21 protein-coding genes are annotated in these 22,574 nt (G+C 71.4%); 14 read left to right on the top strand and 7 right to left on the bottom strand.

Annotated features, from left to right (window positions below; translation table 11 throughout):
• Window positions 1–45: 45 nt before the first annotated feature.
• The 6 genes from ACIQI8_RS30700 (at window position 46) to ACIQI8_RS30725 (ending at window position 6,853) form a co-directional block, all read left to right on the top strand.
• On the top strand, window positions 46–1,689 hold the full coding sequence (locus tag ACIQI8_RS30700) for a polyamine aminopropyltransferase (RefSeq protein ID WP_402357249.1): 1,644 nt from the start codon (window positions 46–48) through the stop codon (window positions 1,687–1,689).
• 164 nt (window positions 1,690–1,853) lie between these two features.
• The gene (locus tag ACIQI8_RS30705; protein ID WP_402357252.1) at window positions 1,854–2,678 is read left to right on the top strand and encodes an SRPBCC family protein; all 825 of its coding nucleotides are present in this window, start codon (window positions 1,854–1,856) and stop codon (window positions 2,676–2,678) included.
• Between the two features lie 96 nt (window positions 2,679–2,774).
• The gene (locus tag ACIQI8_RS30710) at window positions 2,775–3,563 is read left to right on the top strand and encodes an aldose 1-epimerase (RefSeq protein WP_402357255.1); all 789 of its coding nucleotides are present in this window, start codon (window positions 2,775–2,777) and stop codon (window positions 3,561–3,563) included.
• Between the two features lie 10 nt (window positions 3,564–3,573).
• Window positions 3,574–4,122 (top strand): orotate phosphoribosyltransferase, encoded by a 549-nt coding sequence (gene pyrE / locus ACIQI8_RS30715; RefSeq protein WP_402357258.1) that lies wholly within the window; start codon window positions 3,574–3,576, stop codon window positions 4,120–4,122.
• 117 nt (window positions 4,123–4,239) lie between these two features.
• The gene (gene fbaA, locus ACIQI8_RS30720; RefSeq protein ID WP_123998749.1) at window positions 4,240–5,271 is read left to right on the top strand and encodes a class II fructose-bisphosphate aldolase; all 1,032 of its coding nucleotides are present in this window, start codon (window positions 4,240–4,242) and stop codon (window positions 5,269–5,271) included.
• A gap of 115 nt (window positions 5,272–5,386) precedes the next feature.
• Window positions 5,387–6,853 carry an MFS transporter gene (locus tag ACIQI8_RS30725; protein ID WP_402357262.1) on the top strand — a complete coding sequence of 489 codons (1,467 nt, stop codon included), beginning with the start codon at window positions 5,387–5,389 and terminating at the stop codon, window positions 6,851–6,853.
• Window positions 6,854–6,871: 18 nt separating this feature from the next.
• Here the strand turns inward: ACIQI8_RS30725 and ACIQI8_RS30730 are convergent, their stop codons facing one another.
• Complete coding sequence (locus tag ACIQI8_RS30730; protein WP_402357265.1) at window positions 6,872–7,291, bottom strand: DUF3151 domain-containing protein; 420 nt, start codon at window positions 7,289–7,291, stop codon at window positions 6,872–6,874.
• Window positions 7,292–7,427: 136 nt separating this feature from the next.
• On the opposite strand from ACIQI8_RS30730, the gene ACIQI8_RS30735 reads away from it, so the two are divergent.
• The 5 genes from ACIQI8_RS30735 to ACIQI8_RS30755 all read left to right on the top strand — a co-directional run bounded on the left by ACIQI8_RS30735 (window position 7,428) and on the right by ACIQI8_RS30755 (window position 12,686).
• Entirely contained in the window at window positions 7,428–8,267 is an 840-nt protein-coding gene (locus ACIQI8_RS30735; RefSeq protein WP_402357268.1) for a tryptophan 2,3-dioxygenase family protein, read from the top strand.
• Window positions 8,260–9,465, top strand: a complete 1,206-nt coding sequence (gene kynU / locus ACIQI8_RS30740; protein WP_402357271.1) for a kynureninase — start codon at window positions 8,260–8,262, stop codon at window positions 9,463–9,465. Before ACIQI8_RS30735 ends, kynU begins: the two co-directional genes overlap by 8 nt.
• Window positions 9,466–9,648: 183 nt before the next feature.
• Window positions 9,649–10,533, top strand: a complete 885-nt coding sequence (locus tag ACIQI8_RS30745) for an alpha/beta hydrolase (RefSeq protein WP_402357274.1) — start codon at window positions 9,649–9,651, stop codon at window positions 10,531–10,533.
• Between the two features lie 132 nt (window positions 10,534–10,665).
• Window positions 10,666–12,024, top strand: coding sequence for a sensor histidine kinase (locus tag ACIQI8_RS30750; RefSeq protein WP_402357277.1), 1,359 nt, complete (start codon window positions 10,666–10,668; stop codon window positions 12,022–12,024).
• Complete coding sequence (locus ACIQI8_RS30755) at window positions 12,021–12,686, top strand: response regulator (protein ID WP_402357280.1); 666 nt, start codon at window positions 12,021–12,023, stop codon at window positions 12,684–12,686. Before ACIQI8_RS30750 ends, ACIQI8_RS30755 begins: the two co-directional genes overlap by 4 nt.
• A 97-nt stretch (window positions 12,687–12,783) precedes the next feature.
• Here ACIQI8_RS30755 and ACIQI8_RS30760 read toward each other — a convergent pair whose 3' ends face one another.
• From ACIQI8_RS30760 to ACIQI8_RS30770, 3 genes are all read right to left on the bottom strand, one after another.
• Window positions 12,784–13,188 (bottom strand): nuclear transport factor 2 family protein, encoded by a 405-nt coding sequence (locus ACIQI8_RS30760; protein WP_402357283.1) that lies wholly within the window; start codon window positions 13,186–13,188, stop codon window positions 12,784–12,786.
• A gap of 33 nt (window positions 13,189–13,221) precedes the next feature.
• Entirely contained in the window at window positions 13,222–14,520 is a 1,299-nt protein-coding gene (locus ACIQI8_RS30765; protein WP_402357286.1) for a hypothetical protein, read from the bottom strand.
• Between the two features lie 265 nt (window positions 14,521–14,785).
• Entirely contained in the window at window positions 14,786–15,193 is a 408-nt protein-coding gene (locus tag ACIQI8_RS30770) for a hypothetical protein (protein WP_402357289.1), read from the bottom strand.
• Window positions 15,194–15,440: 247 nt separating this feature from the next.
• On the opposite strand from ACIQI8_RS30770, the gene ACIQI8_RS30775 reads away from it, so the two are divergent.
• Together ACIQI8_RS30775 and ACIQI8_RS30780 are read left to right on the top strand one after the other, a co-directional pair.
• The gene (locus tag ACIQI8_RS30775) at window positions 15,441–16,646 is read left to right on the top strand and encodes a cytochrome P450 (protein ID WP_402357292.1); all 1,206 of its coding nucleotides are present in this window, start codon (window positions 15,441–15,443) and stop codon (window positions 16,644–16,646) included.
• A gap of 87 nt (window positions 16,647–16,733) precedes the next feature.
• Window positions 16,734–17,330: a Uma2 family endonuclease gene (locus tag ACIQI8_RS30780; protein ID WP_402357295.1), complete on the top strand. Its 597-nt coding sequence runs from the start codon at window positions 16,734–16,736 to the stop codon at window positions 17,328–17,330.
• A 12-nt stretch (window positions 17,331–17,342) separates the two neighbouring features.
• Here ACIQI8_RS30780 and ACIQI8_RS30785 read toward each other — a convergent pair whose 3' ends face one another.
• Window positions 17,343–18,911, bottom strand: coding sequence for an ABC transporter permease (locus tag ACIQI8_RS30785; protein WP_402357298.1), 1,569 nt, complete (start codon window positions 18,909–18,911; stop codon window positions 17,343–17,345).
• Window positions 18,908–19,846 (bottom strand): ATP-binding cassette domain-containing protein, encoded by a 939-nt coding sequence (locus tag ACIQI8_RS30790; protein ID WP_402357301.1) that lies wholly within the window; start codon window positions 19,844–19,846, stop codon window positions 18,908–18,910. The genes ACIQI8_RS30785 and ACIQI8_RS30790 overlap by 4 nt, the downstream gene beginning before the upstream one ends.
• A gap of 74 nt (window positions 19,847–19,920) precedes the next feature.
• Between ACIQI8_RS30790 and ACIQI8_RS30795 the strand changes: the two genes are divergently transcribed.
• A complete protein-coding gene (locus ACIQI8_RS30795; RefSeq protein ID WP_402357304.1) occupies window positions 19,921–20,463 on the top strand; it encodes a GbsR/MarR family transcriptional regulator in 543 nt (180 codons plus the stop codon).
• A 19-nt stretch (window positions 20,464–20,482) separates the two neighbouring features.
• Here the strand turns inward: ACIQI8_RS30795 and ACIQI8_RS30800 are convergent, their stop codons facing one another.
• Complete coding sequence (locus tag ACIQI8_RS30800) at window positions 20,483–22,048, bottom strand: hypothetical protein (protein ID WP_402357306.1); 1,566 nt, start codon at window positions 22,046–22,048, stop codon at window positions 20,483–20,485.
• Window positions 22,049–22,574: the final 526 nt, after the last annotated feature.

Below are 22,574 nucleotides of genomic sequence, written 5' to 3' on the forward strand. Positions count from 1 at the left end.
TGTGGGTGACGAAGCGTGACTCCGGTGTGACGTAACGTCGCAGTCGTGATCGAACCGCACGCACCGGCCCCGCCCGGCTCCCCGCCCTCCTGGCCCGGCCCCGCGCCGCTGCCGGTGCGGCCGGGCACCGGACGGTTCCTGGTCCTCGCGTGCGTCTTCGTCTGCGCGGCCTGCGGGCTCGTCTACGAACTCGAACTGGTCGCACTGGCCTCGTACTTGATCGGCGACTCGGTCACCCAGGCCTCCGTCGTGCTGTCCGTCATGGTGTTCGCCATGGGCATCGGCTCGCTCGCCGCGAAGAAGCTGCGCTGGCACGCCGCGGCCGGCTTCGGCGCGATCGAGGCGACGCTCGCGCTGGTCGGCGGGTGCAGCGCGATGACCCTGTACGCCGTGTTCGCGTGGACCGGCGGCTGGGGCGGGCTGTGGGCGAGCGGGCCGCGCTGGCTGCTGGTCGCCTTCTCGCTCACCATAGGCCTGTTGATCGGCGCCGAGGTCCCGCTGCTGATGGAGCTGATCCAGCGCATCCGGCGGCAGGACGCGGGCGGCGCGGTGGCCGACCTGTTCGCCGCGGACTACGTCGGCGCGCTCGTCGGCGGCCTGGCCTTTCCCTTCCTTCTGCTGCCCCTGCTGGGCCAGTTGACCGGCGTACTGATCACCGGCACGGTCAACGCGATCGCCGGCTGCGCGCTGGTCCTCGGCCTGTTCCGGCGCGATCTCACGCGCCGCGCCCGGTGGTTGCTGGTGATCGCCAACGTCGCCGTGCTCGGCCTCCTCGCCTCCGCCGCCGTCCTGGTCGACGACTTCGAGCGGGCCGCCCGGCAGGCGGTGTACGGCGACGGCGTCCGCGTCGCGGTGCAGACCGGCACCCAGGAGGTCGTCCTCACCGGCGGCACCCACGGCCGCCCCCTCGACCTCTTCCTCGACGGCCGTCTGCGGGTCAGCGGACGCGACGAACGCCGCTACCACGAGGCGCTGGTCCACCCCGCGATGAACGGCCCTCACGCGCGCGTGCTCATCCTCGGCGGCGGTGACGGCCTCGCCGCCCGCGAGGTGCTGGAGCATCCGGGTGTGCGGCGCGTGGACATCGTCGAACTCGACGCCGGAGTCGTCCGGTTGGCCCGCACCGACCCGGCGCTCGCCCGCCTCAACGACCACGCCTACGACGACCCGCGCGTCCACGAGACGACCCAGGACGCCTTCCGCTGGCTGCGAGCGGCCGCGCCGGGGACCTTCGACGTGGTGATCTGCGATCTGCCCGATCCGGGGATCACCGCGAGCACGAAGCTGTACTCGCAGGAGTTCTACGGCCTGGCGCGGCGGGCGCTGGCCGGCGGCGGCCGGCTGGTCGTGCACGCCGGGCCGGTCGCCAGCCGCCCCCGCGTCTTCTGGACGGTCGACGCAACGGTGCGCTCCGCGGGGCTGCGGACGATTCCCTACCGGGTCGGCGGCCGGGACTCGGGGTTCGCGGCCGGGCCCGACCGGGCGGCCAGCGGTGCGGTTCGGGCGCCGCGGGACTGGGGGTTCGTCCTGGCGTCCGTCGCGTCGCCGCGGCTCGGGCTGGATGCGGGGGCGCGGCGGCCTCGGACGTTGACGGCGGGTGGGTTGGCGGCGGACGCGCGAGCCGCGGGGCGGACGCGGGTCGAGGGGGTGCGGGCGTCGACGTTGGTGGATCCCAGGTACGCGGAGTGAGTGTTTCTCGCCCCCGCCGCCCCTACCCGTCCCATCCTTCTGGGGCTCCGCACCAGACCCCGCTCCTCAAACGCCGGAGGGGCTGGAATTCCGCGACACGAGCACCAGGTCACTTACCGGCAACGGAGGCACAAGCGGCGCCCCCACGAGTACCCTCGGCCCACATGGAGCATGAGGTGTTCGTTCCGGTTCCCCCCGCCCACCTGCGGGACGCCCTCGCCGACCCCGCACGTGTGGCCCGCGCGGTTCCCGGGCTTCAGCAGGACGCCGGTGCCGCCCCCGTCAGCGGCCGGCTGAAAGTCCGCGTCGGCAGCCACTCCGTCACCTACCGAGGGGCCGTCCGCGTCACCGCGCGGGACGACGGTACGTACACCGCCGAGGGCGACGCCACCGAGACGCGCGGCACGGGCTCGGTCAAAATCGCCCTCACCCTGCGGGTGTCGGAGGCCGACGGCGGTTCCACCCTCGTCGTCGAGGGCACCGCCTCGGCCGACGGCCGCCTGATGGACCTGCCCGCGGACTCCGTGGCCGCGGCGGCGACCCGGCTGCTGGACCGCTTCGCGGAGAATCTGGGTACGACGGTGACGGCGCAGGAGGAGACCCCGGAACCGTCCGTCCTCGACACCGAGATCCCGCCCCCGGCGCTCGATCCCGTGGCCGAGGTCGACGACCTTCTCCCGGCGCCGGACCTGGCCCCGGAACCGGACTCCGACGCGGACCCGACCCCCGACCTGACCCCGGCCCCGGACCCCGCGGAGATCTACGCCGAGCCCTCCGACCCCCCCGCCGAAGCCGCGCACGCGCGCCGCACGATGATCGGGCGCAGTGCGGAGGAGGTCGACCACGCCCCGCCGCGCGGTCGCTACGCCCCCGTACCGGCCCCGCAGACCGTCTCCCCCGGCTCCCCCCTCCGCTGGGCGGCCCCCGCGGCGGCCCTCGCCCTCGCGTCGGCGATCGTCGTGACACGAGCCCTCCGTAAGCGCCACTGAGCCACGAACCGCCCTGATCGCGCCGAAAGACCCCACAGTCCAAGTGGTCTGCACCACCGCCTCCGGTCCCCCCGATCACCCCAGTACTGTCATCCCGTGAGCAACGAAGACATCACGCTGACCGCGGGCGACGCGGAGGTGACCCTGCAGCCGGGCAACGGCGGCCGGGTGGGCGGGCTTCGCGTCGGGGGCGTCGAACTGCTGCGCCAGGGCGAGAGGTTCGGCTGTTTCCCGATGGTGCCCTGGTGCGGCCGGATCAGGGACGGCCGGTTCCGCAACGGCGGCACCGTCCACCAGATGCCCCTCAACTCCCCGCCGCACGCCATCCACGGCACCGTCCGCGACGGCGCCTGGCGGGTGGCCCGCGCGAGCGCCGACGCGGCCGTCATCACGTACGACCTGGTGGAGCCCTGGCCCTGGCCCGGACGGGTCACCCACCAGCTGGACCTCACGCCGGACTCCCTCACGCTGACCATGGCCGTGGAGGCGCACGACTCGTCCTTCCCGGCGCAGATCGGCTGGCACCCGTGGTTCAACCGGAATGTGGGCGGCGAGGACGTGCGGGTGGACTTCTCGCCCGCCTGGCAGGAGGAGCGCGGTGACGACCACCTGCCCACCGGCAACCGCATCGAGCCGAAGCCCGGGCCCTGGGACGACTGCTTCGGGATGCCCGGCGGGGTCGACGTCACGCTGACCTGGCCGGGGGAGCTGGAGCTGAAGGTGGCCAGCCCCGAGGAGTGGGTCGTCGTGTACGACGAGCAGGAGGCCGCCGTGTGCGTGGAGCCGCAGACCGGGCCGCCGGACGGGCTGAACAGCCTGCCCCGGCTGGTCACGCCGCTGGAGCCGCTCGAAGCCACGATGACCTGGGCCTGGCGCCGCCTCTAAGCTGGCCGGTATGACGGACGTACGTGGCGCGCTGCTGCAGCAGATCAAGGACAAGGCCGTGGTGCACGGCAAGGTGACCCTGTCGTCGGGGCTGGAGGCGGACTACTACGTCGACCTCCGCCGCGTCACCCTCGACGGCGAGGCCGCCCCGCTGGTCGGACAGGTGCTGCTGGACCTGACCGCCGAGCTGGACTTCGACGCGGTGGGCGGGCTGACCATGGGCGCCGACCCGGTCGCGGGCGCGATCCTGCACGCGGCCGCCGCGCGGGGGAAGCGGGTCGACGCCTTCGTCGTACGCAAGGCGGCGAAGGCGCACGGGATGCAGCGGCGGGTCGAGGGTCCCGACATCGCGGGGCGGCGGGTGGTGGTCGTCGAGGACACCTCCACCACCGGTGAGTCCCCGCTGACCGCCGTCGAGGCGGTGCGTGAGGCGGGTGCCGAGGTCGTGGCGGTGGTGACGATCGTGGACCGCGCGACCGGCGCCGCGGAGAAGATCGAGAAGGGCGCGGGGGTGCCGTACTTGTACGCGTACTCCAAGGACGACCTGGGCCTGGACTGACCGGGCCGCTCGTCTGGAAAGATGGGCACGACGATGACGTCACTCCCGAGGTCTAGGTCAGGGCCGTAGGACGCAGCAACTCAGCACGCCAACCCGCACATACCAAGGAGCGGACAGATGCCCATCGCAACCCCCGAGGTCTACAACGAGATGCTCGACCGGGCGAAGGCAGGCAAGTTCGCCTACCCGGCCATCAACGTCACCTCGACCCAGACCCTGCACGCGGCGCTGCGCGGCTTCGCGGAGGCGGAGAGCGACGGCATCGTCCAGATCTCCACGGGTGGCGCCGAGTTCCTGGGCGGCCAGTACAGCAAGGAGATGGTGACGGGCTCGGTGGCGCTGGCCGAGTTCGCGCACATCGTCGCCGAGAAGTACCCGGTGACCGTCGCGCTGCACACCGACCACTGCCCCAAGGACAAGCTCGACGGGTACGTACGCCCGCTGCTCGCCGTCTCCGAGGAGCGCGTGAAGGCCGGCGGCAACCCGCTGTTCCAGTCGCACATGTGGGACGGCTCGGCGGAGACCCTCTCCGACAACCTCGCCATCGCGCAGGAGCTGTTGGCCCGCGCCGCCGCCGCGAAGATCATCCTTGAGGTCGAGATCACCCCGACCGGCGGCGAGGAGGACGGCGTCTCGCACGAGATCAACGACAACCTCTACACCACCGTCGAGGACGCGATCCGTACGGTCGAGGCGCTGGGCCTGGGCGAGAAGGGCCGCTACCTGCTGGCCGCGTCCTTCGGCAACGTGCACGGCGTGTACAAGCCGGGCAACGTCGTCCTGCGTCCCGAGCTGCTCAAGGAGCTGAACGAGGGCGTCGCCGCCAAGTACGGTCAGCCGGCCGGCAGCAAGCCGTTCAACTTCGTCTTCCACGGCGGCTCCGGCTCCACGGAGGAGGAGATCGCCACCGCGCTGGAGAACGGCGTGGTGAAGATGAACCTCGACACCGACACCCAGTACGCGTTCACGCGCCCGGTCGCGGACCACATGTTCCGCAACTACGACGGTGTCCTGAAGGTCGACGGCGAGGTCGGCTCCAAGAAGACCTACGACCCGCGCACCTGGGGCAAGCTCGCCGAGGCGAGCATGGCCAAGCGTGTGACCGAGGCCTGCGGCAACCTGCGGTCCACGGGTACGAAGATCAAGTAGCCCACGCTTTCCGGCTACGGAGACCGGGCAACCGGCGCTTCGGAGATCGGCTCACCCGCACTTCACCACGGGCCCGGCGCTGTCTACGGCGCCGGGCTCGCTGTATACCTAGGGCATGTCCGATGTGCGGCTGGCCTCGCCCCAAGGCAAGTGGATCCTGCTCACCACCGTGCTCGGCTCCAGCATGGCCATGGTGGACTCGACCGTCGTCAACGTCGCCCTGCCCCGCATCGGCCGCGATCTGGACGCCGATCTGGCCGCGCTGCAGTGGACGGTCAACGCGTACATGCTCACGCTGGCCGGGCTGATCCTGCTCGGCGGCTCGCTCGGTGACCACTACGGGCGGCGCAAGATCTTCGTGATCGGTGTCGTCTGGTTCGCGACCGCCTCCCTGCTGTGCGGTCTGGCGCCGAACGTCGGCGTCCTGGTCGCCGCGCGCGCCCTTCAAGGCATCGGCGGCGCGCTTCTCACACCGGGCTCACTGGCCCTCATCCAGGCGTCCTTCCATCCCGACGACCGGGCCAGGGCGGTGGGCCTGTGGTCCGGCTTCGGTGGTGTCGGGGCCGCCGTGGGTCCGTTCCTGGGCGGCTGGCTGGTGGACGGGCCCGGCTGGCGCTGGGTCTTCCTGATCAACGTGCCGCTGGCCCTGCTCTGCGCGCCGATCGCGGTCCGCCATGTGCCGGAATCGATGGACGGCCGCAGCCACGGGCGCTTCGACGTGCTCGGCGCGGCCCTGGGCGCGATCGCGCTGGCGCTGGTGACGTACGCGCTGATCGAGGCCCGCGAGGGATCGGTCGTGGTGGTCCTCACGGCGGTCGCCGGTGTCGCGGCGGGTGTCGCCTTCGTGCTCGTGGAGCGACGCAGGCCGGACCCGATGATGCCGCTGGACATCTTCGGCTCCCGCCAGTTCACCGCGGTCAACGTGGTCACCCTCTGCGTCTACGCGGGCTTCAGCGGTTTCTTCTTCCTCGCCGCCCTCGAACTCCAGGTCGCGGTCGGCTGGTCGGCCCTGGCCGCCGGTACGGCGCTGCTGCCCACGACCATCCTGATGCTGCTGCTCTCCGCCCGCTCGGGCGCCCTCGCCGACCGCATCGGCCCACGTATCCCGCTCACGGTGGGCCCGCTGCTGTGCGGGGCGGGCATGCTGCTGATGCTGCGGGTGGGGCCGGGCGCCTCGTATCTCGCGGACGTCCTGCCGGCCCTGCTGGTCCTGGGCCTCGGCATGGTCACCCTGGTCGCCCCGCTGACCGCGACGGTGCTCGCCTCCGTCGACGTGGCGCGGGCGGGTCTGGCCAGCGGGATCAACAACGCGGCGGCCCGCGCGGCGGGCCTCATCGCGGTCGCCGCGCTGCCGCTGCTCGCCGGCATGGGCCCGGAGGCCTACCGCTCCGCGAACGCCTTCGACGACGCCTTCCACACCGCGATGCTGCTGTGCGCGGGCATCCTGGCGGTCGGCGCGGTGATCGCCTTCGCGACCGTCCGCCGCCCACCGCCGGACTGCCGCCGCCCGGAATGCCGTACGCACGGCAATGTGATGGCGCCGCCGCTGGAGGCGGACCGGAACGCGGGGAAGATCTCCTGACGGGGCTTTCGAGCTCTGTCAGCCCAGCAGTTCCGTGAACGCCTGCGGGTCGCTGTCGCGCAGGAACTGGCGGCAGCGGTCCGACTCCTCCTTCTCGTCGATCGCCTCGGCGGCGCGGGCGAGGGCGGCGAGGCAGCGCAGGAAGCCCTGGTTGGGCGCATGCGACCAGGGAATGGGGCCGTGGCCCTTCCAGCCGTTGCGGCGCAGGGCGTCCAGGCCGCGGTGGTAGCCGGTACGGGCGTACGCGTAGGACTCGATCACCCGGCCGCCCGTGAACGCGTCCTCGGCGAGCAGCGCCCAGGCGAGCGAGAAGGTCGGGTGCTGCGCGGCTACCTCGGCGGGGGCGAGGGACTCCTCGTCCAGCAGGCGGTAGGCCGCCTCGTCGGCGGGCAGGAGCGTGGGGTCGGGGCCGCCGAGCAGGTTCGTGTGGGTGGTCATGGGGGAAGTCTGCCACCGCCGCGGGCCGGGGTTGCCGGGGTGGGGGGCGATTGTGGAGGATGCGGGTGGGGACCGGGGCCCCCGTGTCGGCATCGGCAGGGGCGGACCGCTACCCGGAGCACAACAGGAGACAGCGATGTCCCACGAGGCTCAGGACCCACAGGAGCCCGAGACCCCGCATCTCGACTTCCAGGGCACCACTCCGTACGAGGACTACGTCAAGGCGGACGTGCTCACCCACCTCCAGCACACCCTCTCCGAGGATCCAGGGGAGATGGTCTTCCTGGTCACCACCCAGGTGATGGAGCTGTGGTTCACGGTGATCGTCCACGAGTGGGAGACGGCGGCGAAGGCGCTGCGCGAGGACCGGGTGCCGGTCGCGATCGACGCGCTGAAGCGTTCCGTGCGGGAGCTGGAGGCGCTCAACGCCTCCTGGAAGCCGCTCGGCCAGCTCACTCCGGCCCAGTTCAACTCCTACCGCGCCGCCCTCGGCGAGGGCTCCGGCTTCCAGTCGGCGATGTACCGCCGGATGGAGTTCCTGCTCGGCGACAAGTCCGCGTCCATGCTGGTCCCGCACCGGGGGGCGCCGCGCGTCCACGCGGAACTGGAGAAGGCGCTGAACGAGCCGAGCCTGTACGACGAGGTGCTGCGGCTCCTCGGCCGGCGCGGGCACGCCGTTCCGCGCGCGGTGCTGGAGCGGGACGTGTCGCTGCGGTACGAGCCGTCGCCGGAGGTCGAGGAGGTGTGGACCGCCCTCTACTCGGGGGAGGCCAACGACGAACTCGCCCGGCTGGGCGAAGCGTTGACCGATGTCGCCGAGCTGGTGTGGCGATGGCGCAACGACCATCTCGTCGCCACCCGGCGCGCGATGGGCTCGAAGACCGGGACCGGCGGCTCCGCCGGAGTGGCCTGGCTGGAGAAGCGGGCGCGGAAGAACGTGTTCCCCGAGCTGTGGACGGCGAGGTCCTATGTCTGAGTCCGTCGCGCAGGCAGAGAAGGCCGTGAAGGCCGAGAAGCTGGACGCCGGTGACGAACTCGCAGGCGTGCGGGGCGAGTTCGTCCTCGACGATGTGGTCTACCTGGACGGGAACTCCCTCGGCGCATTGCCGGCCGGGGTCCCGGGGCGGGTCGAGGACGTGGTCCGTCGGCAGTGGGGCGAGCTGCGGATCCGGTCCTGGGACGAGAGCGGGTGGTGGACCGCGCCCGAGCGGATCGGCGACCGGATCGCTCCGCTGGTCGGGGCGGCGGCCGGGCAGATCGTGGTCGGCGACTCGACAAGTGTCAATGTCTTCAAGGCGGTTGTGGCCGCCGTGCGGATGGCGGACGGCGCCGGCCGGGACGAGATCGTCGTCGACGCGACCACCTTCCCCACGGACGGGTACATCGCCGAGTCGGCGGCCCGGATGACCGGTTGCACGGTGCGGCCGGTGACCCCGGCGCAGGTACCGGCGGCGCTCGGCGACCGTACCGCCGCCGTGCTGCTCAACCACGTCGACTACCGCACCGGGCGGCTGCACGACCTGCCCGCGCTGACGGCCGCGGTGCGCGCGGCGGGCGCGGTCTCGGTGTGGGACCTGTGCCACAGCGCGGGCGCGCTGCCGGTGGGGCTCGACGAGCACGGCGTCGATCTCGCGGTCGGCTGCACCTACAAGTACCTGAACGGCGGCCCGGGTTCACCCGCGTACCTGTACGTGCGCGCCGGCCTCCAGGACCGGTTCGACTCGCCGCTGCCCGGCTGGAACTCGCATGTCGAGCCCTTCGGCATGCGCGGCGACTACACGCCGGCCGAGGGTGCCCTGCGCGGTCGGGTCGGCACCCCGGACATCCTCTCCATGCTCGCCCTGGAGGCGGCCCTGGAGGTCTGGGACGGCGTCCCGATCGAGGCGGTGCGGGCCAAGTCCCTTGCCCTGACGGACTTCTTCCTGGAGTGCGTGGCCGCGTACGCGCCGGGCGGGCGGGTGGAGTCCTTGACGCCGGTCGCGCACGCGGAGCGCGGGAGTCAGGTGGCGCTGCGCTGCTCGGACGCCGGTGACGTGATGAATCGGCTGATCGAGCGGGGTGTGGTGGGCGACTTCCGGCATCCCGACGTACTCCGCTTCGGTTTCACGCCGTTGTATGTCGGTTTCGCCGATGTCGAGCGGGCGGCACGGGTGTTGGGGGAGGTGCTCGGGTAACGCGTGCTCCACCTCTCGGCGACACCTCTCGGCGGCCCGGCGGGGGTCCGGTACAGAACCGTTTATCCCTCACCGAGCGTGACATCCGCGTGTCCACGCACGTCACGGGCCTGGTAGCGTCCCGCCAACGGCCTGTTTCGTACGTGGTCCGCCAACAATGTTTCGTCGCTGAGAGGTTGGAGCATGTCGGACGACGCCGCAGCATCCCGGGCCGCCGCGGAAGAGGAGTCGGCCTTCTCGCACCCGGCGGTCGACCCCGACTCCACCGGCACGTACGGCGACCACCCCGATCAGGTGATCGACTTCTACGCCCCGCGTGCCGAGCAGATCCCCGGCGTACCCGCCCCGCTGGTCGTCGCGCTGCACGGCGGCTCCTGGCGGGCCCCGTACGACCGCCGTCATCTCTCGCCCTTCGCCGACTTCCTGGCCCGCCGGGGCTTCGCGGTGGCCAGCGTCGAGTACCGGCGCGGGGGCGTGCTTCCCGCGCAGGGCGGCGCGGGGCCGGTCGCCGGGCGCTGGCCCGACACCTTCGACGACATCGCCGCCGCGCTGGACGCGCTGCCCGCCCTGGCCCGCGAGGCGCTGCCGCAGGCCGACCCGCGCCGTACCGTGCTGGTCGGGCACTCGGCGGGCGGTCACCTGGCGCTGTGGGCCGCGTCCCGGCATGTGCTGCCGGCCGACGCCCCCTGGCACACCGGCGGTCCCGCCCCCCTGCGCGGAGTCGTCGCCCTCGCTCCGATCGCCGACTTCGAGGTGGCCGAGAAGCTCGACGTCTGCGGCAACGCCTCCCTCCAACTCCTCGGCGGCGAGGAGCACTTCGCGCAGCGCCGACCGTACGCGGACCCCGCCCTCCTGCTCCCCACCGGCATCGCGACCACCCTGGTCCAGGGCCGCAGCGACCTCGACGTCCCGCAGGCGGTCGCCGAGGCGTACGCCGACGCGGCGGCGAAGGCCGGCGAGGTGGTGGGCCTCACGCTCCTGGAGGACGTCGGCCACTTCCCGCTGATCGATCCGGCGGCGGACGCGTGCGCGGTGGTGGCGGAGGAGATCGCACAGCTGGCGTACTGAGCGGGCCCGTACATCAGGGGTGGCGCACACGTGCCTGCGTACGGGATGAGCCCCGTAGTACCTGAGACGGAGGGCGCAGGACCCTCCTCACTGGTGACGACCGGGGCGTCGGTCCCGCTTACGTTTGTTCTCGTGACCGAGACGACCCAGACGCAGACGAAGACGCCGGGCGGGGCGGCGGCGCGCAGCCCCGAGTTCCGGCTGGCCGTGGATGCCCTGCGGGGGCTGCGGCAGGACCTGCTCCACGACGCCTTCGCCTTCCGCCCGCTGGCCCGCTCCGCCGCCGACGGCCCGCTGACCCGGCGCTTCAGTGGCCGGGCGCGGGAGTACGCGGCCTGGAGCCCGCACGCCCTGATCGTGGCCGCAGGCCTGTTCGCGATGCTCATCGCGACGGGCGACGGCATCCGCGGACCGGTCAGCAACCTGTTCCTGGGCCTGCTCGCGCTGGTGCCGGTGCTGCTGACCATGGTGCGGCCGGTCGGCGCGTTCTGGCTGTCCATGGCCGCGACGCCGGTCGCCGCCATGCTGGGCAACGAGTGGGACGACGACTGGCCGTGGCTGGCCGGCAGCTTCGCCTGCCACCTGTTCGTGCTCACGATCGTGGCGATACGGACCCGGCCGCGCACGGCCGCCTGGATGTGGGCGCTCACCGCGGTCTACGGCACCTTCGCCGGCACCTTCGTCGGCGGGCACGCCTTCGGCTCGAACACCGCCCCGATGCTCTTCCTCTCCGCCGTGATCCTGCTCGGCGTCGCCGTCTGGCAGATCCGCCGCGAGGCCCGGCAGGAGGTGACCGCGCAGCGGACGGTGACCGCGCACGAGCGCTCGCGGCGCACGCTGCTCGAAGAGCGCACGACGATCGCCCGCGAGCTGCACGACGTGGTCGCCCACCACATGTCGGTGGTCGCCATCCAGGCCGAGGCCGCGCCCTACCGGGTGGAGAACCCGCCGCCGGAGCTGGAGCGCGCGTTCGTCACGATCAGGGAGAACGCGGTGGCGGCCCTGACCGAACTCCGCCGCGTCCTGGGCGTCGTACGGGCCGAGGACTACGAGGCGCCGGACGCCCCGCAGCCCACCCTCGCCGAACTCGACGGCCTGCTCGCCAACGTGCGCGACGCCGGGCTGTCCGTCGAGAAGGTCGTCACCGGAGCGGTGCGCGAACTCCCGCAGGGCGTCGAGCTGTCGGCGTACCGGATCGTCCAGGAGGCGCTGAGCAACAGCCTGCGGCACGCGCCGGGCGCGAGCGCGCGGGTGGAGATCGGCTACGTCCTCGGCGGGCTCGGCGTGCGGATCGTCAACGCGCCGCCGCCCGCGCCCTCCTTGGTCAAGCCCTCGCCCGGGGCCGGCCACGGCATCACCGGCATGCGCGAGCGCGTCTCCATGCTGAACGGCGAGATGACGGCGGGCGCGAGTGTCGACGGGGGTTACGAGGTGGCGGTGTTCCTGCCGGTGCCGGTCGCCGCGCCGGCCGAGGGCGAGGGGGTGGCATGACCATCCGTGTCGTGATCGCGGACGACCAGATGATGGTGCGCGAGGGCTTCTCGGTCCTGTTGAACGCGATGCCGGACATCGAGGTCGTGGGCGAGGCGGTGAACGGCCGCGAGGCGGTGCGGCGGGTGCGTGAACTCGCCCCGGACATCGTCCTGATGGACATCCGCATGCCCGAACTGAACGGCATAGAAGCGACGAAGGAGATAGTGGCGGCGGACGCGACCGCGAAGGTCCTGGTCCTGACCACCTTCGACCTCGACGAGTACGTCTACCAGGCGCTGCGCGCGGGTGCCTCCGGCTTCCTCCTCAAGGACGCCTCGGCCCACCAACTCGCCGAGGGCGTCCGGGTGGTGGCCTCCGGCGAGGCGCTCCTCGCCCCCTCGGTCACCCGCCGCCTGATCACCGAGTTCTCCAAACTCTCCGACACCCCGCGCCTGATGCCGTCCGCCCACGCGGCCTACGGCGACCTCACCGACCGCGAGACGGAGGTCCTGGTCCTCATCGCCCAGGGCCTGTCCAACTCCGAGATCGCGGGACGCCTGGTGGTGGCCGAGTCGACGATCAAGACCCACGTCAGCCGGGTGCTGGTGAAACTGGGACTGCGGGACCGGACCCAGGCGGCGGTGTTCGCGTACGAGGCGCGACTGGTGACGCCGGGGTAGTCAGCGAGGAGGAGGCCTCGGCCGTCCTCTTTCTCGGCGCGGCCCTTTTCTCTTCCGCCGCCTCCTTCTTCGCGTTCGGCGGTCACCTCAAGGGCGGTCACTCGTCGAAGTAGGCCCTGGCGACCGCGTACGTGTCCTCGTACAGGTGGTAGCGGGTGATCCGGCCGTTCTGGACCGTGGTGTGGAGGGCGAACGCCGTGTCGATGTCCCGGCCCGTCTTCCTGACCTCGGAGACCATGCGGCCCAGGAGGACCACGTCGTCGCCGTCGGAGATGACCTGGCGGAGGTCGAACTCCTTGCCCTGGACATGCGTGCCCAGCAATTCGAAGAACGTTCGCATGTCGTCGGCCGAGTTGACCTCGGGGACCCAGGGAATGCCGGGCGGGTGCGGGATCGAGAAGGACACGGAGTCGGCGAACAGGGCCGCCGCCTCCGTGCTCTTTCCCTCGGCGAGCAGGGGGAACAGTCGTTGTACGGTCCGGGCCGGTGATTCCGTCGTCATGGAGCAGACGCTACCGCCGGCCCGGCCGCTCCGTCAGAAACCGTTCAACGGGACCGAGAACAGCACCCGTTCCGGAATCGGGTCCCCGATCCAGTGCGAGTCGGCGTCCGCCGCCCACTCGGTCTGGGACCACATCTGCTGGGTGCTCCACCACAGGGACGCACCCTCGGCATGCTGGGCCCAGCACGCCTTTTCCGAGTCGGTGCCGCTGCAACCCCGCCACGTCGTCGTGCTGTTCCTCAGTTGCCACAGGATGCCGTGCTGACCCCGGCCGCCGCGCGCGTCGTTGGCGTAGAAGACGTTGTCGTGCGCGAGCACCGACTGCAACCCGACTGCCTTGGTCCTGAAGGCCGCCGATGTGGTCGCCTTGTCTCCGGAGGTGACGAGCGGCATCTCACCGCCCGGCGCGGCGAGCTTGTAGCGGAAGATCCGGGCGGGCGTGCTGCCGCCGGACGAGAACCACTCGTTGGCCACGATGGTGGGCGGGCTGGTGGTGCGATCCAGCGTGATCGAGGCGAAGCACGGCAGGTTGTCGGAGGTGTTCGGGTCGCAGTCCGCGTCCAGGCTGTAGGAGCCGATCGCGGGCATTATGTACTGGTAGCCGTGCGCCGAGTAGCCGCCGCTGACCTTGCCGATCTCGTGGGCGTTCACCGAGGCCTGGAGGATGTGCGCCATCGAGAAGACGTACAGGGCGTTGTGGCTGCCGTCGGTGTTGTACGCCGTGACGAGAAGCTTGTCGCCGAACCAGACGACCCCGCCCACGTGCGAGCCGAACTTGGCGAAGTTGTCCCCGCCCTCGGTCGGGATCACCGGCAGCACCCAGCGGTACTTGAACGCGCTGGAGTTGTTCGCGTCGATGAACGCGAACCGCGCCAGGTGCCCGTCCTCCTCCGGCCAGCTGTAGTCGTGGCTGTCGTTGTGCGCCCACGCCGAGATGATCACCTTGTTGGTGCCCCACATGCCGTCGTCGTCGGCGTCGCCGGACGAGGTCAGACCCTGCGGCAGGAACTCCCTGGTGGTGTCGTCGCCGGTGTCCCAGCAGTAGGCGTTCGACGCGGCAGGCTGGACGGGCAGCGCGCCGGTCTCCGTGGCCCGGCAGGCCGACCTGTTCCGCATCGTGTGGTTGGCGCTCTGGAGGACCTCGTCCACACCCACGCTGTCAAGGTGAGTGCCGAGCTTGCTGATCGTCGTGGGCAGCACCTGGTGCTGGGTCAACGTCAGCTTCGCCAGGTCGCTCGCCGAGGTGATGGTGGTCAGCGGCCCGGGGTCGTCCCCCGGAGCGGCCTGAGCCGGAGTCCCCGCCGCCACCATGGCCATGAGAACAACTGCCATGGCACCGATACTTGTTCGCCACTTGGGCAACGCTTCCCCCACTTGTCCCTCTGGTGCAATGAAGGGTTCATCGTGCCATGTACATGGCGCAATTCGGTGGTTCCGCAGACAAAGGTTGAGGAAAGAGGTCCCGGCGGACCGGGTCCGGTGTACGGATGTCCGGGATGCCGTCGCTTCGTAGGGGGCCCGGCCCGCATCCGGCGGCGGCCCGGAAGTCGGACGGGCCGTCGGATGCGGGCAGCCCAAGGCGTCCGCCGTCGGGCGATCAGTCGTACGGGTTGATCGACGCGCTGGACGAGCTGCAGTTGTCGAGGGTGGTGTCGCGGCACACCGTCACCCACAGGCTGTGGATGCCGCCGTCGAGGCTGCCCGGCAGCGCGCTCCAGGTGGTGGTGGTGCCGCAGCCGCTGGTGTTCCAGTGGTTCGGGTACTGGAAGCCCGGCACGGTGACGTAGAAGAACACCGGGTGCGCGTCGCACGAGGTGTCGCTCAGCTTCACGTTGCGCAGGGTGAAGGACTCCGAACCGGTCCAGTCGACGGTGAGCGAGACGGAGGCGCCCGTGGTGCTGGCGCTGCGCACGTCGTTGTCGGCGGCACTGGCCGTGCCCGGCGTGAATCCCAGGACCGTGGCCGCGAGGCCGGCGACGACGGCGGTGATACAGCGTTTCCTCATGGTTCCTCCTGTGGGTTCGGGCGAGCGGCACCAGGCTGTCGAGGCGGCCGAGGGCGGGGCCAGGGTCTCCGGGCACGTTGGGACGGTGGGACGGCGGCGGCTCTGTGGCCTGCGGCGTCGCGGAGCGGCTGGGAGGCCGCCGGGACGGCCACAGGGGGCCGGGCACCCGGCCAGACACTCGGCCGGCGGACACCCGCCCGTAAGACAGTGCTGGTCAGGACGGGGATCGTCGGTCTACCGTCCGTGCATGGCAGCCTTCGATCCCTGGGACCCGGCGTTCCTCGCCGACCCCTACCCCGCCTACGCCGAACTGCGTTCCCGGGGCCGCGTGCACTACTACGAGCCGACCGACCAGTGGCTGGTGCCCCGGCACGCGGACGTCTCGGCGCTGCTGCGCGACCGGCGCCTGGGGCGGACGTATCAACACCGCTTCACCCACGAGGACTTCGGCCGCACGGCTCCGCCGCCGGAGCAGGAGCCCTTCCACACCCTCAACGACCACGGGATGCTCGACCTGGAGCCCCCGGACCACACCCGCATCCGGCGCCTGGTGTCGAAGGCGTTCACCCCGCGCACGGTCGAACAACTCAAGCCGTACGTCGGTCGGTTGGCGGGCGATCTGGTGGACCGGCTGGTCGCGGCGGGCGGTGGCGACCTGCTCACCGACGTCGCCGAGCCCCTCCCCGTCGCCGTGATCGCCGAGATGCTCGGCATCCCGGAGTCCGACCGCGCCCCACTGCGCCCCTGGTCTGCCGACATCTGCGGGATGTACGAGCTGAGCCCGTCCGAGGAGACCGCGGCGAAGGCGGTACGGGCGTCGGTCGAGTTCTCGGACTACCTGCTGGAACTGATCGCCGCCCGCCGCAAGGAACCGGGCGACGACCTCATCTCCGGCCTCATCGCGGCCCACGACGAGGGCGACCGGCTCACCGAGCAGGAGATGATCTCCACCTGCGTGCTGCTGCTGAACGCGGGGCACGAGGCGACGGTGAACGCCACGGTGAATGGTTGGTGGGCCCTGTTCCGCAATCCCGACCAGCTGACCGCTCTGCGCGCCGACCACTCCCTGATCCCGTCCGCCGTCGAGGAGTTGATGCGCTACGACACCCCGCTCCAGCTCTTCGAACGCTGGGTCCTGGACGAGATCGAGATCGACGGCACGACCATCCCCCGCGGGGCGGAGATCGCCATGCTCTTCGGCTCGGCGAACCATGACCCGGAGGTCTTCCAGGCCCCCGAGAAACTCGACCTGACCCGCAAGGACAACCCCCACATCTCCTTCTCCGCCGGCATCCACTACTGCATCGGCGCACCCCTGGCCCGCATCGAACTGGCGGCTTCCATGGGGGCGTTGCTGGAGAAGGCCCCGACGCTGAGCCTGGCGGAAGAGCCGGTGCGCAAGCCGAACTTCGTGATCCGGGGGTTGGAGGGGCTGAGTGTGGAGGTGGGGTGATCACCCGTTCGGATGATCACCGAGCGAATCCGATCGACAGCCCCGAGCGACTCGTCAAGCTGGTGCCCGCCTGCGAAGGGAGGCACCATGACGGTTATGGCAGAACGCACCTCGTCTCAGTTGTCGGTGGACATGTTCGAGCGGATCGCGGAGTTCGCCGAGCGCGAGGACGAGACCGTCAGGTTCGAGTTCATCGATGGACGGATCGGGCTCAGGAAAGTGACGAACGGCAGTCACGGCGAAATTGCCATGTGGTTGGTCTTCCACTGCAAGCAGGCACGCCCGGACCTCACGCTCAACGTGACGGGCCAAGGACTGAAGGTCGAGACATACCGCAAGGGTCGCGCCAGGCCCGACGCTGTGCTCGCCCCGGTGGGTCACTTCAACGGGAAAGGCGACTGGGCCGATCCCGACGGTGTCCTGATGGTCGTCGAGATCACGTCGTACGACTCGGACACCCACGATCGCGATCGCGTCGAGAAGCCGCGGGCGTACGCCGAGGCGGGTATCCCCGTCTACCTGCTGATCGATCGTGACACGCGCGCGGTCCTCGTCCACAGCGACCCGGACCCGGCCATCGGCTATCGCGACCTCCACACGACGAAGTTCGGTGACAGGGTCACTCTTCCCCGGCCGCTCGGCATCGAGTTCGACACAGAGGAGCTCAAGCGGTACGTCGACTGATCAGGGGCATGCTCACGTCGTCATGTCCCGTCGCCGCAACCCCGTCAGCCCCGCCGCCACCAGCACCACCGCAATACCCAACAGCACCAACACCGGTCCCCACTCCATCTCCCCGCCCGGCAGCTTCGGCAGGTGGCCGAAGGGGGAGGCGTCCAGGAACGCCTGCGGGACGTCCAGTACCGGGCCCACCCAGCCGATCAGGAGGACCGCTCCGGCGACTCCCCACGCCGCCGGGGCGAGGCGGGGGGCCAGGCCGTAGAGCAGGACGGTCAAGCCGCCGATCACCCATACCCCCGCCACTTGGACCACGCACGCGCCCAGGATCGGGCCGACCTCCCTGCCGTGGCCCGCCGCGAAGCCGAGGCCGGCCAGGAGCATGATCAGGACCGAGCCGCCGAAGGCGACCGCCAGATGGCCGGCGGCCCAGCGCAGGCGGCCGACCGCGTTCGCCAGGAGGGGTTCCGCGCGGCCGGAGGTCTCCTCGCCGTGCAGGCGGAGGACAGCGGCCACGATGTAGAGGGCGGCCACCAGGCCCAGCATGCCCGTCATCGACGCGAGGAACGCGTCCGTGATGCCGCTCTGGCCGCCCATCCGCTCGAAGATCTCGCGGGCCTGCGCGTTGTCGCCGACGAGGTCGGCCACGCCGTCGGTGAGGCCGCCGTAGACCACCCCGGCCAGGAAGAAGCCGATCGACCAGCCGAGGACCGCGCCGCGTTGGAGGCGCCAGGCCAGGGCGGCTGCGGAGGAGAGACGGCCGGTCGGGGGGCCCGGGCGGGTGGGGAGGAAGCTCATGCCCACGTCCCTGCGGCCCGCCAACACGTAGGCCACCGTGCCCTGCAGAGCGATCGCCGCCGCGAACAGGCCCAGCACCCACCAGCGTTCGGCCGCGAAGGGGCGCAGGTTCTCCAGCCAGCCCAGGGGAGACAGCCAGGTGAGCGGGGACGAGCCGTCCGTCGAGGCCGCGTCGCCCGCCGCTCGCAGGACGAACGCCGTGCCCAGAAGGCCCGCCGTCAGACCCCGGGCCAGGCGCGCGCTCTCCGTCAGCTGGGCCACGATCGCCGCCATCGTGGCGAAGACCATGCCCACCCCCGCCAGCCCGAGGCCGAAGGCCACCGCCCCGGCGGTGCCCTGACCGGCCAGACCTGCCGCAACCAGCAGTCCCAGTACGGCACTTGCGACCGCCGCCGCGAGCAGCGCCGCCGTCAGCGAGGCCCTGCGGCCCACCGCGCCGGAGGCGATCAGCTCCTGCCGGCCGCTCTCCTCCTCGTCACGTGTGTGGCGTACGACGACCAGGAGCGCCGTGACGGCGGCGAGCGCGCCCGCGTAGACGCCGACGCGCCAGGCGGTGAGCGCGCCGAGGGAGTCGTCGAAGACGGGGCCGATCAGCGCGCGGAAGGAGGAGTTGGTGGCGACCTGGTGGAGCAGGTCGGTGCGGTCGGCGGCGGTGGCGTACGTGCTCTTGAGGGTGCCGGGGATGGACAGCACCATCAGCGTGTTCACCGCCACCCACACCGGGATCACCACCCGGTCCCGGCGCAGGGAGAAGCGCAGCAGTGCTCCCGTGCCCGTGAACGTCGTCATCGGGCCGCCACCCCTTCGGCATCGGCACCGGTGTCGGTGTCCTGGTAGTGGCGCAGGAACAGCTCCTCCAGGGTCGGCGGTGTCGAGGTCAGCGAGCGGATCCCGGACGTGGTCAACGACCGCAGTACGGCGTCGAGTTCGCCGTTGTCGACCTGGAGCCGGACCCGCTTTCCCTGGCTGTTCTGAATGGGCTGGATGGCGAGGTCGTGCACGCCGGGCAGCGCGGCCAACCCGCCCGGCTCGCCCGCGAGTTCGGCGGTCACGCTGGTGCGGGTGAGATGGCGCAGGTCGGCGAGCGAACCGCTCTCCACCGTGCGGCCGCCCCGGATGATGCTCACCCGGTCGCACAACTCCTCGACCTCGCTGAGGATGTGGGACGAGAGGAGGATCGTGCGGCCCCGGTCCCGCTCCTCCTCCACGCACCGCTGGAAGACCTCCTCCATCAACGGGTCCAGGCCCGAGGTCGGTTCGTCCAGGATCAGCAGGTCGACGTCCGAGGCGAACGCGGCCACGAGGGCCACCTTCTGGCGGTTGCCCTTGGAGTAGGTGCGGCCCTTCTTGGTGGGGTCCAGCTCGAAGCGGTCGATCAGTGCGGCGCGCCGCCCGGTGTCGAGACCGCCGCGCAACCGCCCGTAGAGGTCGATGACTTCACCCCCGGAGAGGTTGCGCCACAGGGTCACGTCACCGGGGACGTACGCGATGCGGCGGTGGATCTCCACGGCGTCCGCCCACGGGTCGCGGCCCAGGACCTGCGCGGCGCCCGAGTCGGCGCGCAGCAGGCCGAGCAGGACGCGGATGGTGGTGGACTTGCCGGCGCCGTTGGGACCGAGGAAGCCGTGCACCTCGCCGGTTTCGACGTCCAGGTCGAGGCCGTCCAAGGCGTGGGTGCGGCCGAAGGACTTGTGGAGTCCGACGGCCGTGATTGCCTTCGTCATGGTTCAGAACGTACGCTTCTTTCAGAAATTTGTGAAGTTAAGGAAGCGTATGAAGCCCGGTTAGGGTGGTGGGCATGACGGATCAGGCGGGCAGGAACGGGGAGGCCAGGGGCCAGGAGGGCCGGGACCCGGAGGCGCTCTCGAAGTTCGTGGAGGGCTTCGCGGCGCAGCTCGTCGAGGCGGGGATGCAGCGGATGCCGGCCCGGGTCTTCGCCGCGCTCCTGGCCTCCGACGACGGCGTGCTGACCTCGGCCGAGCTGGGCGAGCGGCTGCGGATCAGTCCGGCGGCGGTGTCCGGGGCGGTGCGCTATCTGTCCCAGACGCACATGGTCTCGCGCGAGCGTGAACCCGGTTCACGGCGTGAGCGCTACCGCGTGCACAGCGACCAGTGGTACGAGGCGCTGACCAACCGCGAGGCGATCCTCAAACGGTGGGCGTACGCGCTGCGCGAGGGTGTCGAGAGCCTCGGGGCGGAGACGCCCGCGGGGCGTCGACTCGCCGAGACCCTGGCCTTCTTCGAGTTCATCGACGGTGAGATCGCGCTGATGATGGACCGTTGGCGGGTCCATCGTGAGCGGGTCTTCGGCGAGGGACGACGCCCCGCCGAAGACCCCTGATCTTCTTACGACTTCCCGCTTACGACTTCCTGCGCCTGGCGAGGAGGACGAGACCGCCGCCCAGCAGCAGCGCGCCCGCGCCCCAGGCGGCGGCCACGCGCACGGTGCCGCTGCTGCCGGTGGAGGCGAGGGAGCCGGTGCCGTCGGAGGAGACCGTCTGCGTGCTGGGGTCGTTGCCGCCGGTCCCGTTCCCGGAGGTCGGGGATGCCGAGGGGCTCGGTGTCGCGGTGCTGTCGGTGCCCTTGACCTCGACGGTGACGGCCGCGGTGTCGTTCACGTGATTGTGGTCGAACGCCATGACGCTGCCGTATGCCGTGGTCGCCCTGGCCTCACCGGAGGTGGTCTTGGCGTTCGCGCGGATCCGCAGGCCGAACTCGAAGGTGCGGGAGTCCCCGACGGTGAACTCGTTCGGCATCGACTGGCAGATGTACTTCGGCGCGCCGGGCGTCTGTTCGCCGGAGGGGCCGTCGATGTGCCACACGCTGCAGTGCTCGGGGATCTCCACCGCCTTGGCGCCGGTGGGGACGGTGAACATGAGCGCCGGCTGGTCGTCGCTGGCGTTGTAACCGACCCAGCCGGGGCCCTCGTTGGTGAGGGACATGGTCACGTGGACCAGGTCGCCGTGCTCGCCCTTGACGGTGTCGCCGTCCGCGACCATGTCGGCGGTGTTGTCGGCGTCGATGTGCTGCCGGTCGATGTCGACGCCGTCGGTGGCGGCGGCTCCGGCGGGGACGAGGGAGAGGACGGGACCGCTGCCCGACCGCAGGTCGGCGCCGGGACCCGACAGGGGCAGGGCCTCATGGCTGAAGTAGTCGAACAGGGCCTGCTCGGTCACGTCCAGGCCGACCGGCTGGTCGACGCGGTAGCTCTTGCCGGGCTCGACGACCGTGTCGAACGTGCACAGCGCCTGCTCGGTCAGGCCGTAGCCGTCCGGACTCTCCTTGGAGTAGACGCAGTTGGAGTAGTGCACCGCGTACCCGAGCCCGATGGTGGTGCGCATCCGTAGCTGGACCCCGTCCGAGGGCAGGGTGCCGACGTTGCTGATCGTGATCGGGGTGTCGATCGTGGTCTCGGGCTTGTCGCCCTTGCGGGTCTTCAGCTGGTTGACCGTCAGGTCGTTGGTGCCCGCGGTCACCTTGGCGGTGATGGGGACCACGGTGCCGTTGGTGGACGTACCGCTGAGGGTCACCGTGCCGGTGGTGCCGACCGGGGTGCCGGGCTTGGCGCTCAGGCCGATGAGCGAGCCGTCCCCCGGGCCTTCGGGGACGTCACGCGTCGACCAGGTGTAGATGTGGTTGGCGGGAACGGTCGCGTCCGGGGTGACCCAGTCGATGACGTCGCTCAGGTCCGCGCTGATGGTGACGTCCTTCGCGGTGCCGGGACCGTCGTTGTCCAGGCCCCAGTTCACCTGCGGCGGGTCGTCCGTCGGCGGCAGCGGCAGTCCCAGGTTGTCGTCGTGGAGATTGATGCGCACGACCGGGCCGTCGGCGTCGGCCGCTTGGGCGGACGTGACGGGCATCCAGGCGGCGATCGAGGCCGCGAAGACAGCGAGCACGGCCCCCAGTCGGTACCGGCGTTTGGACATTCGGTGGCTCCCCTCGGCGAAGCGACGATCGCTCCCGCCACGCCACATGAGACACGCGGGGAACACCAATGGTTGTCCGGCAGTTCACCGTCCCGCCAACCGGTGAGTCTCCGCTCGGCCTGCGCCACGATTGTGCTCGTGCAGCTCTGCTCGGCCTGCGCCGCTGTTCGGCCCGTGCGGCCCCGCTCGGCTTGGCCGCCGTTCGGCTTGCGCCGGCCGCCGCCTCGCCTTCTGGACTGCTCGGCCCGTCCCCGCCTTCCGACCCGCGGGACCCGTCACCTTGCGCTGCTCGCCCGGCCTGCTCTGTCTGCGGGCCCGTGCTGCCGGCCGGCCTGCCTGAGCCGCCTGTCCGCGCGGCTTGCGCTGCCTGCCGGCCCGGACCGCTGGTCGCCTCCCGCCGCACGGCGACCCGCACCGGTCACCGGGCCTGCCCGCCGCACGGCGACCCGCACCGGTCACCGGGCCTGCCCGCCGCACGGCGACCCGCACCGGTCACCGGGCCTGCCCGCCGCACGGCGACCCGCAC

Origin of the sequence: Streptomyces sp. NPDC092369, assembly GCF_044755245.1 — a bacterium.
In the GTDB taxonomy this organism is placed as follows: Bacteria; Actinomycetota; Actinomycetes; order Streptomycetales; family Streptomycetaceae; genus Streptomyces.

Bases quoted from the DNA above. Each gene is read 5' to 3' on its own strand.
- ACIQI8_RS30800 (WP_402357306.1), bottom strand. From the start codon at position 22,048: ATGTCCAAACGCCGGTACCGACTGGGGGCCGTGCTCGCTGTCTTCGCG.
- ACIQI8_RS30735 (WP_402357268.1), top strand. From the start codon at position 7,428: ATGTCCCACGAGGCTCAGGACCCACAGGAGCCCGAGACCCCGCATCTC.
- ACIQI8_RS30705 (WP_402357252.1), top strand. From the start codon at position 1,854: ATGGAGCATGAGGTGTTCGTTCCGGTTCCCCCCGCCCACCTGCGGGAC.
- ACIQI8_RS30755 (WP_402357280.1), top strand. From the start codon at position 12,021: ATGACCATCCGTGTCGTGATCGCGGACGACCAGATGATGGTGCGCGAG.
- ACIQI8_RS30795 (WP_402357304.1), top strand. From the start codon at position 19,921: ATGACGGATCAGGCGGGCAGGAACGGGGAGGCCAGGGGCCAGGAGGGC.
- fbaA (WP_123998749.1), top strand. From the start codon at position 4,240: ATGCCCATCGCAACCCCCGAGGTCTACAACGAGATGCTCGACCGGGCG.
- ACIQI8_RS30725 (WP_402357262.1), top strand. From the start codon at position 5,387: ATGTCCGATGTGCGGCTGGCCTCGCCCCAAGGCAAGTGGATCCTGCTC.
- ACIQI8_RS30730 (WP_402357265.1), bottom strand. From the start codon at position 7,291: ATGACCACCCACACGAACCTGCTCGGCGGCCCCGACCCCACGCTCCTG.
- ACIQI8_RS30765 (WP_402357286.1), bottom strand. From the start codon at position 14,520: ATGGCAGTTGTTCTCATGGCCATGGTGGCGGCGGGGACTCCGGCTCAG.
- ACIQI8_RS30790 (WP_402357301.1), bottom strand. From the start codon at position 19,846: ATGACGAAGGCAATCACGGCCGTCGGACTCCACAAGTCCTTCGGCCGC.
- pyrE (WP_402357258.1), top strand. From the start codon at position 3,574: ATGACGGACGTACGTGGCGCGCTGCTGCAGCAGATCAAGGACAAGGCC.
- ACIQI8_RS30785 (WP_402357298.1), bottom strand. From the start codon at position 18,911: ATGACGACGTTCACGGGCACGGGAGCACTGCTGCGCTTCTCCCTGCGC.
- ACIQI8_RS30780 (WP_402357295.1), top strand. From the start codon at position 16,734: ATGACGGTTATGGCAGAACGCACCTCGTCTCAGTTGTCGGTGGACATG.
- ACIQI8_RS30770 (WP_402357289.1), bottom strand. From the start codon at position 15,193: ATGAGGAAACGCTGTATCACCGCCGTCGTCGCCGGCCTCGCGGCCACG.
- ACIQI8_RS30745 (WP_402357274.1), top strand. From the start codon at position 9,649: ATGTCGGACGACGCCGCAGCATCCCGGGCCGCCGCGGAAGAGGAGTCG.
- kynU (WP_402357271.1), top strand. From the start codon at position 8,260: ATGTCTGAGTCCGTCGCGCAGGCAGAGAAGGCCGTGAAGGCCGAGAAG.
- ACIQI8_RS30760 (WP_402357283.1), bottom strand. From the start codon at position 13,188: ATGACGACGGAATCACCGGCCCGGACCGTACAACGACTGTTCCCCCTG.
- ACIQI8_RS30775 (WP_402357292.1), top strand. From the start codon at position 15,441: ATGGCAGCCTTCGATCCCTGGGACCCGGCGTTCCTCGCCGACCCCTAC.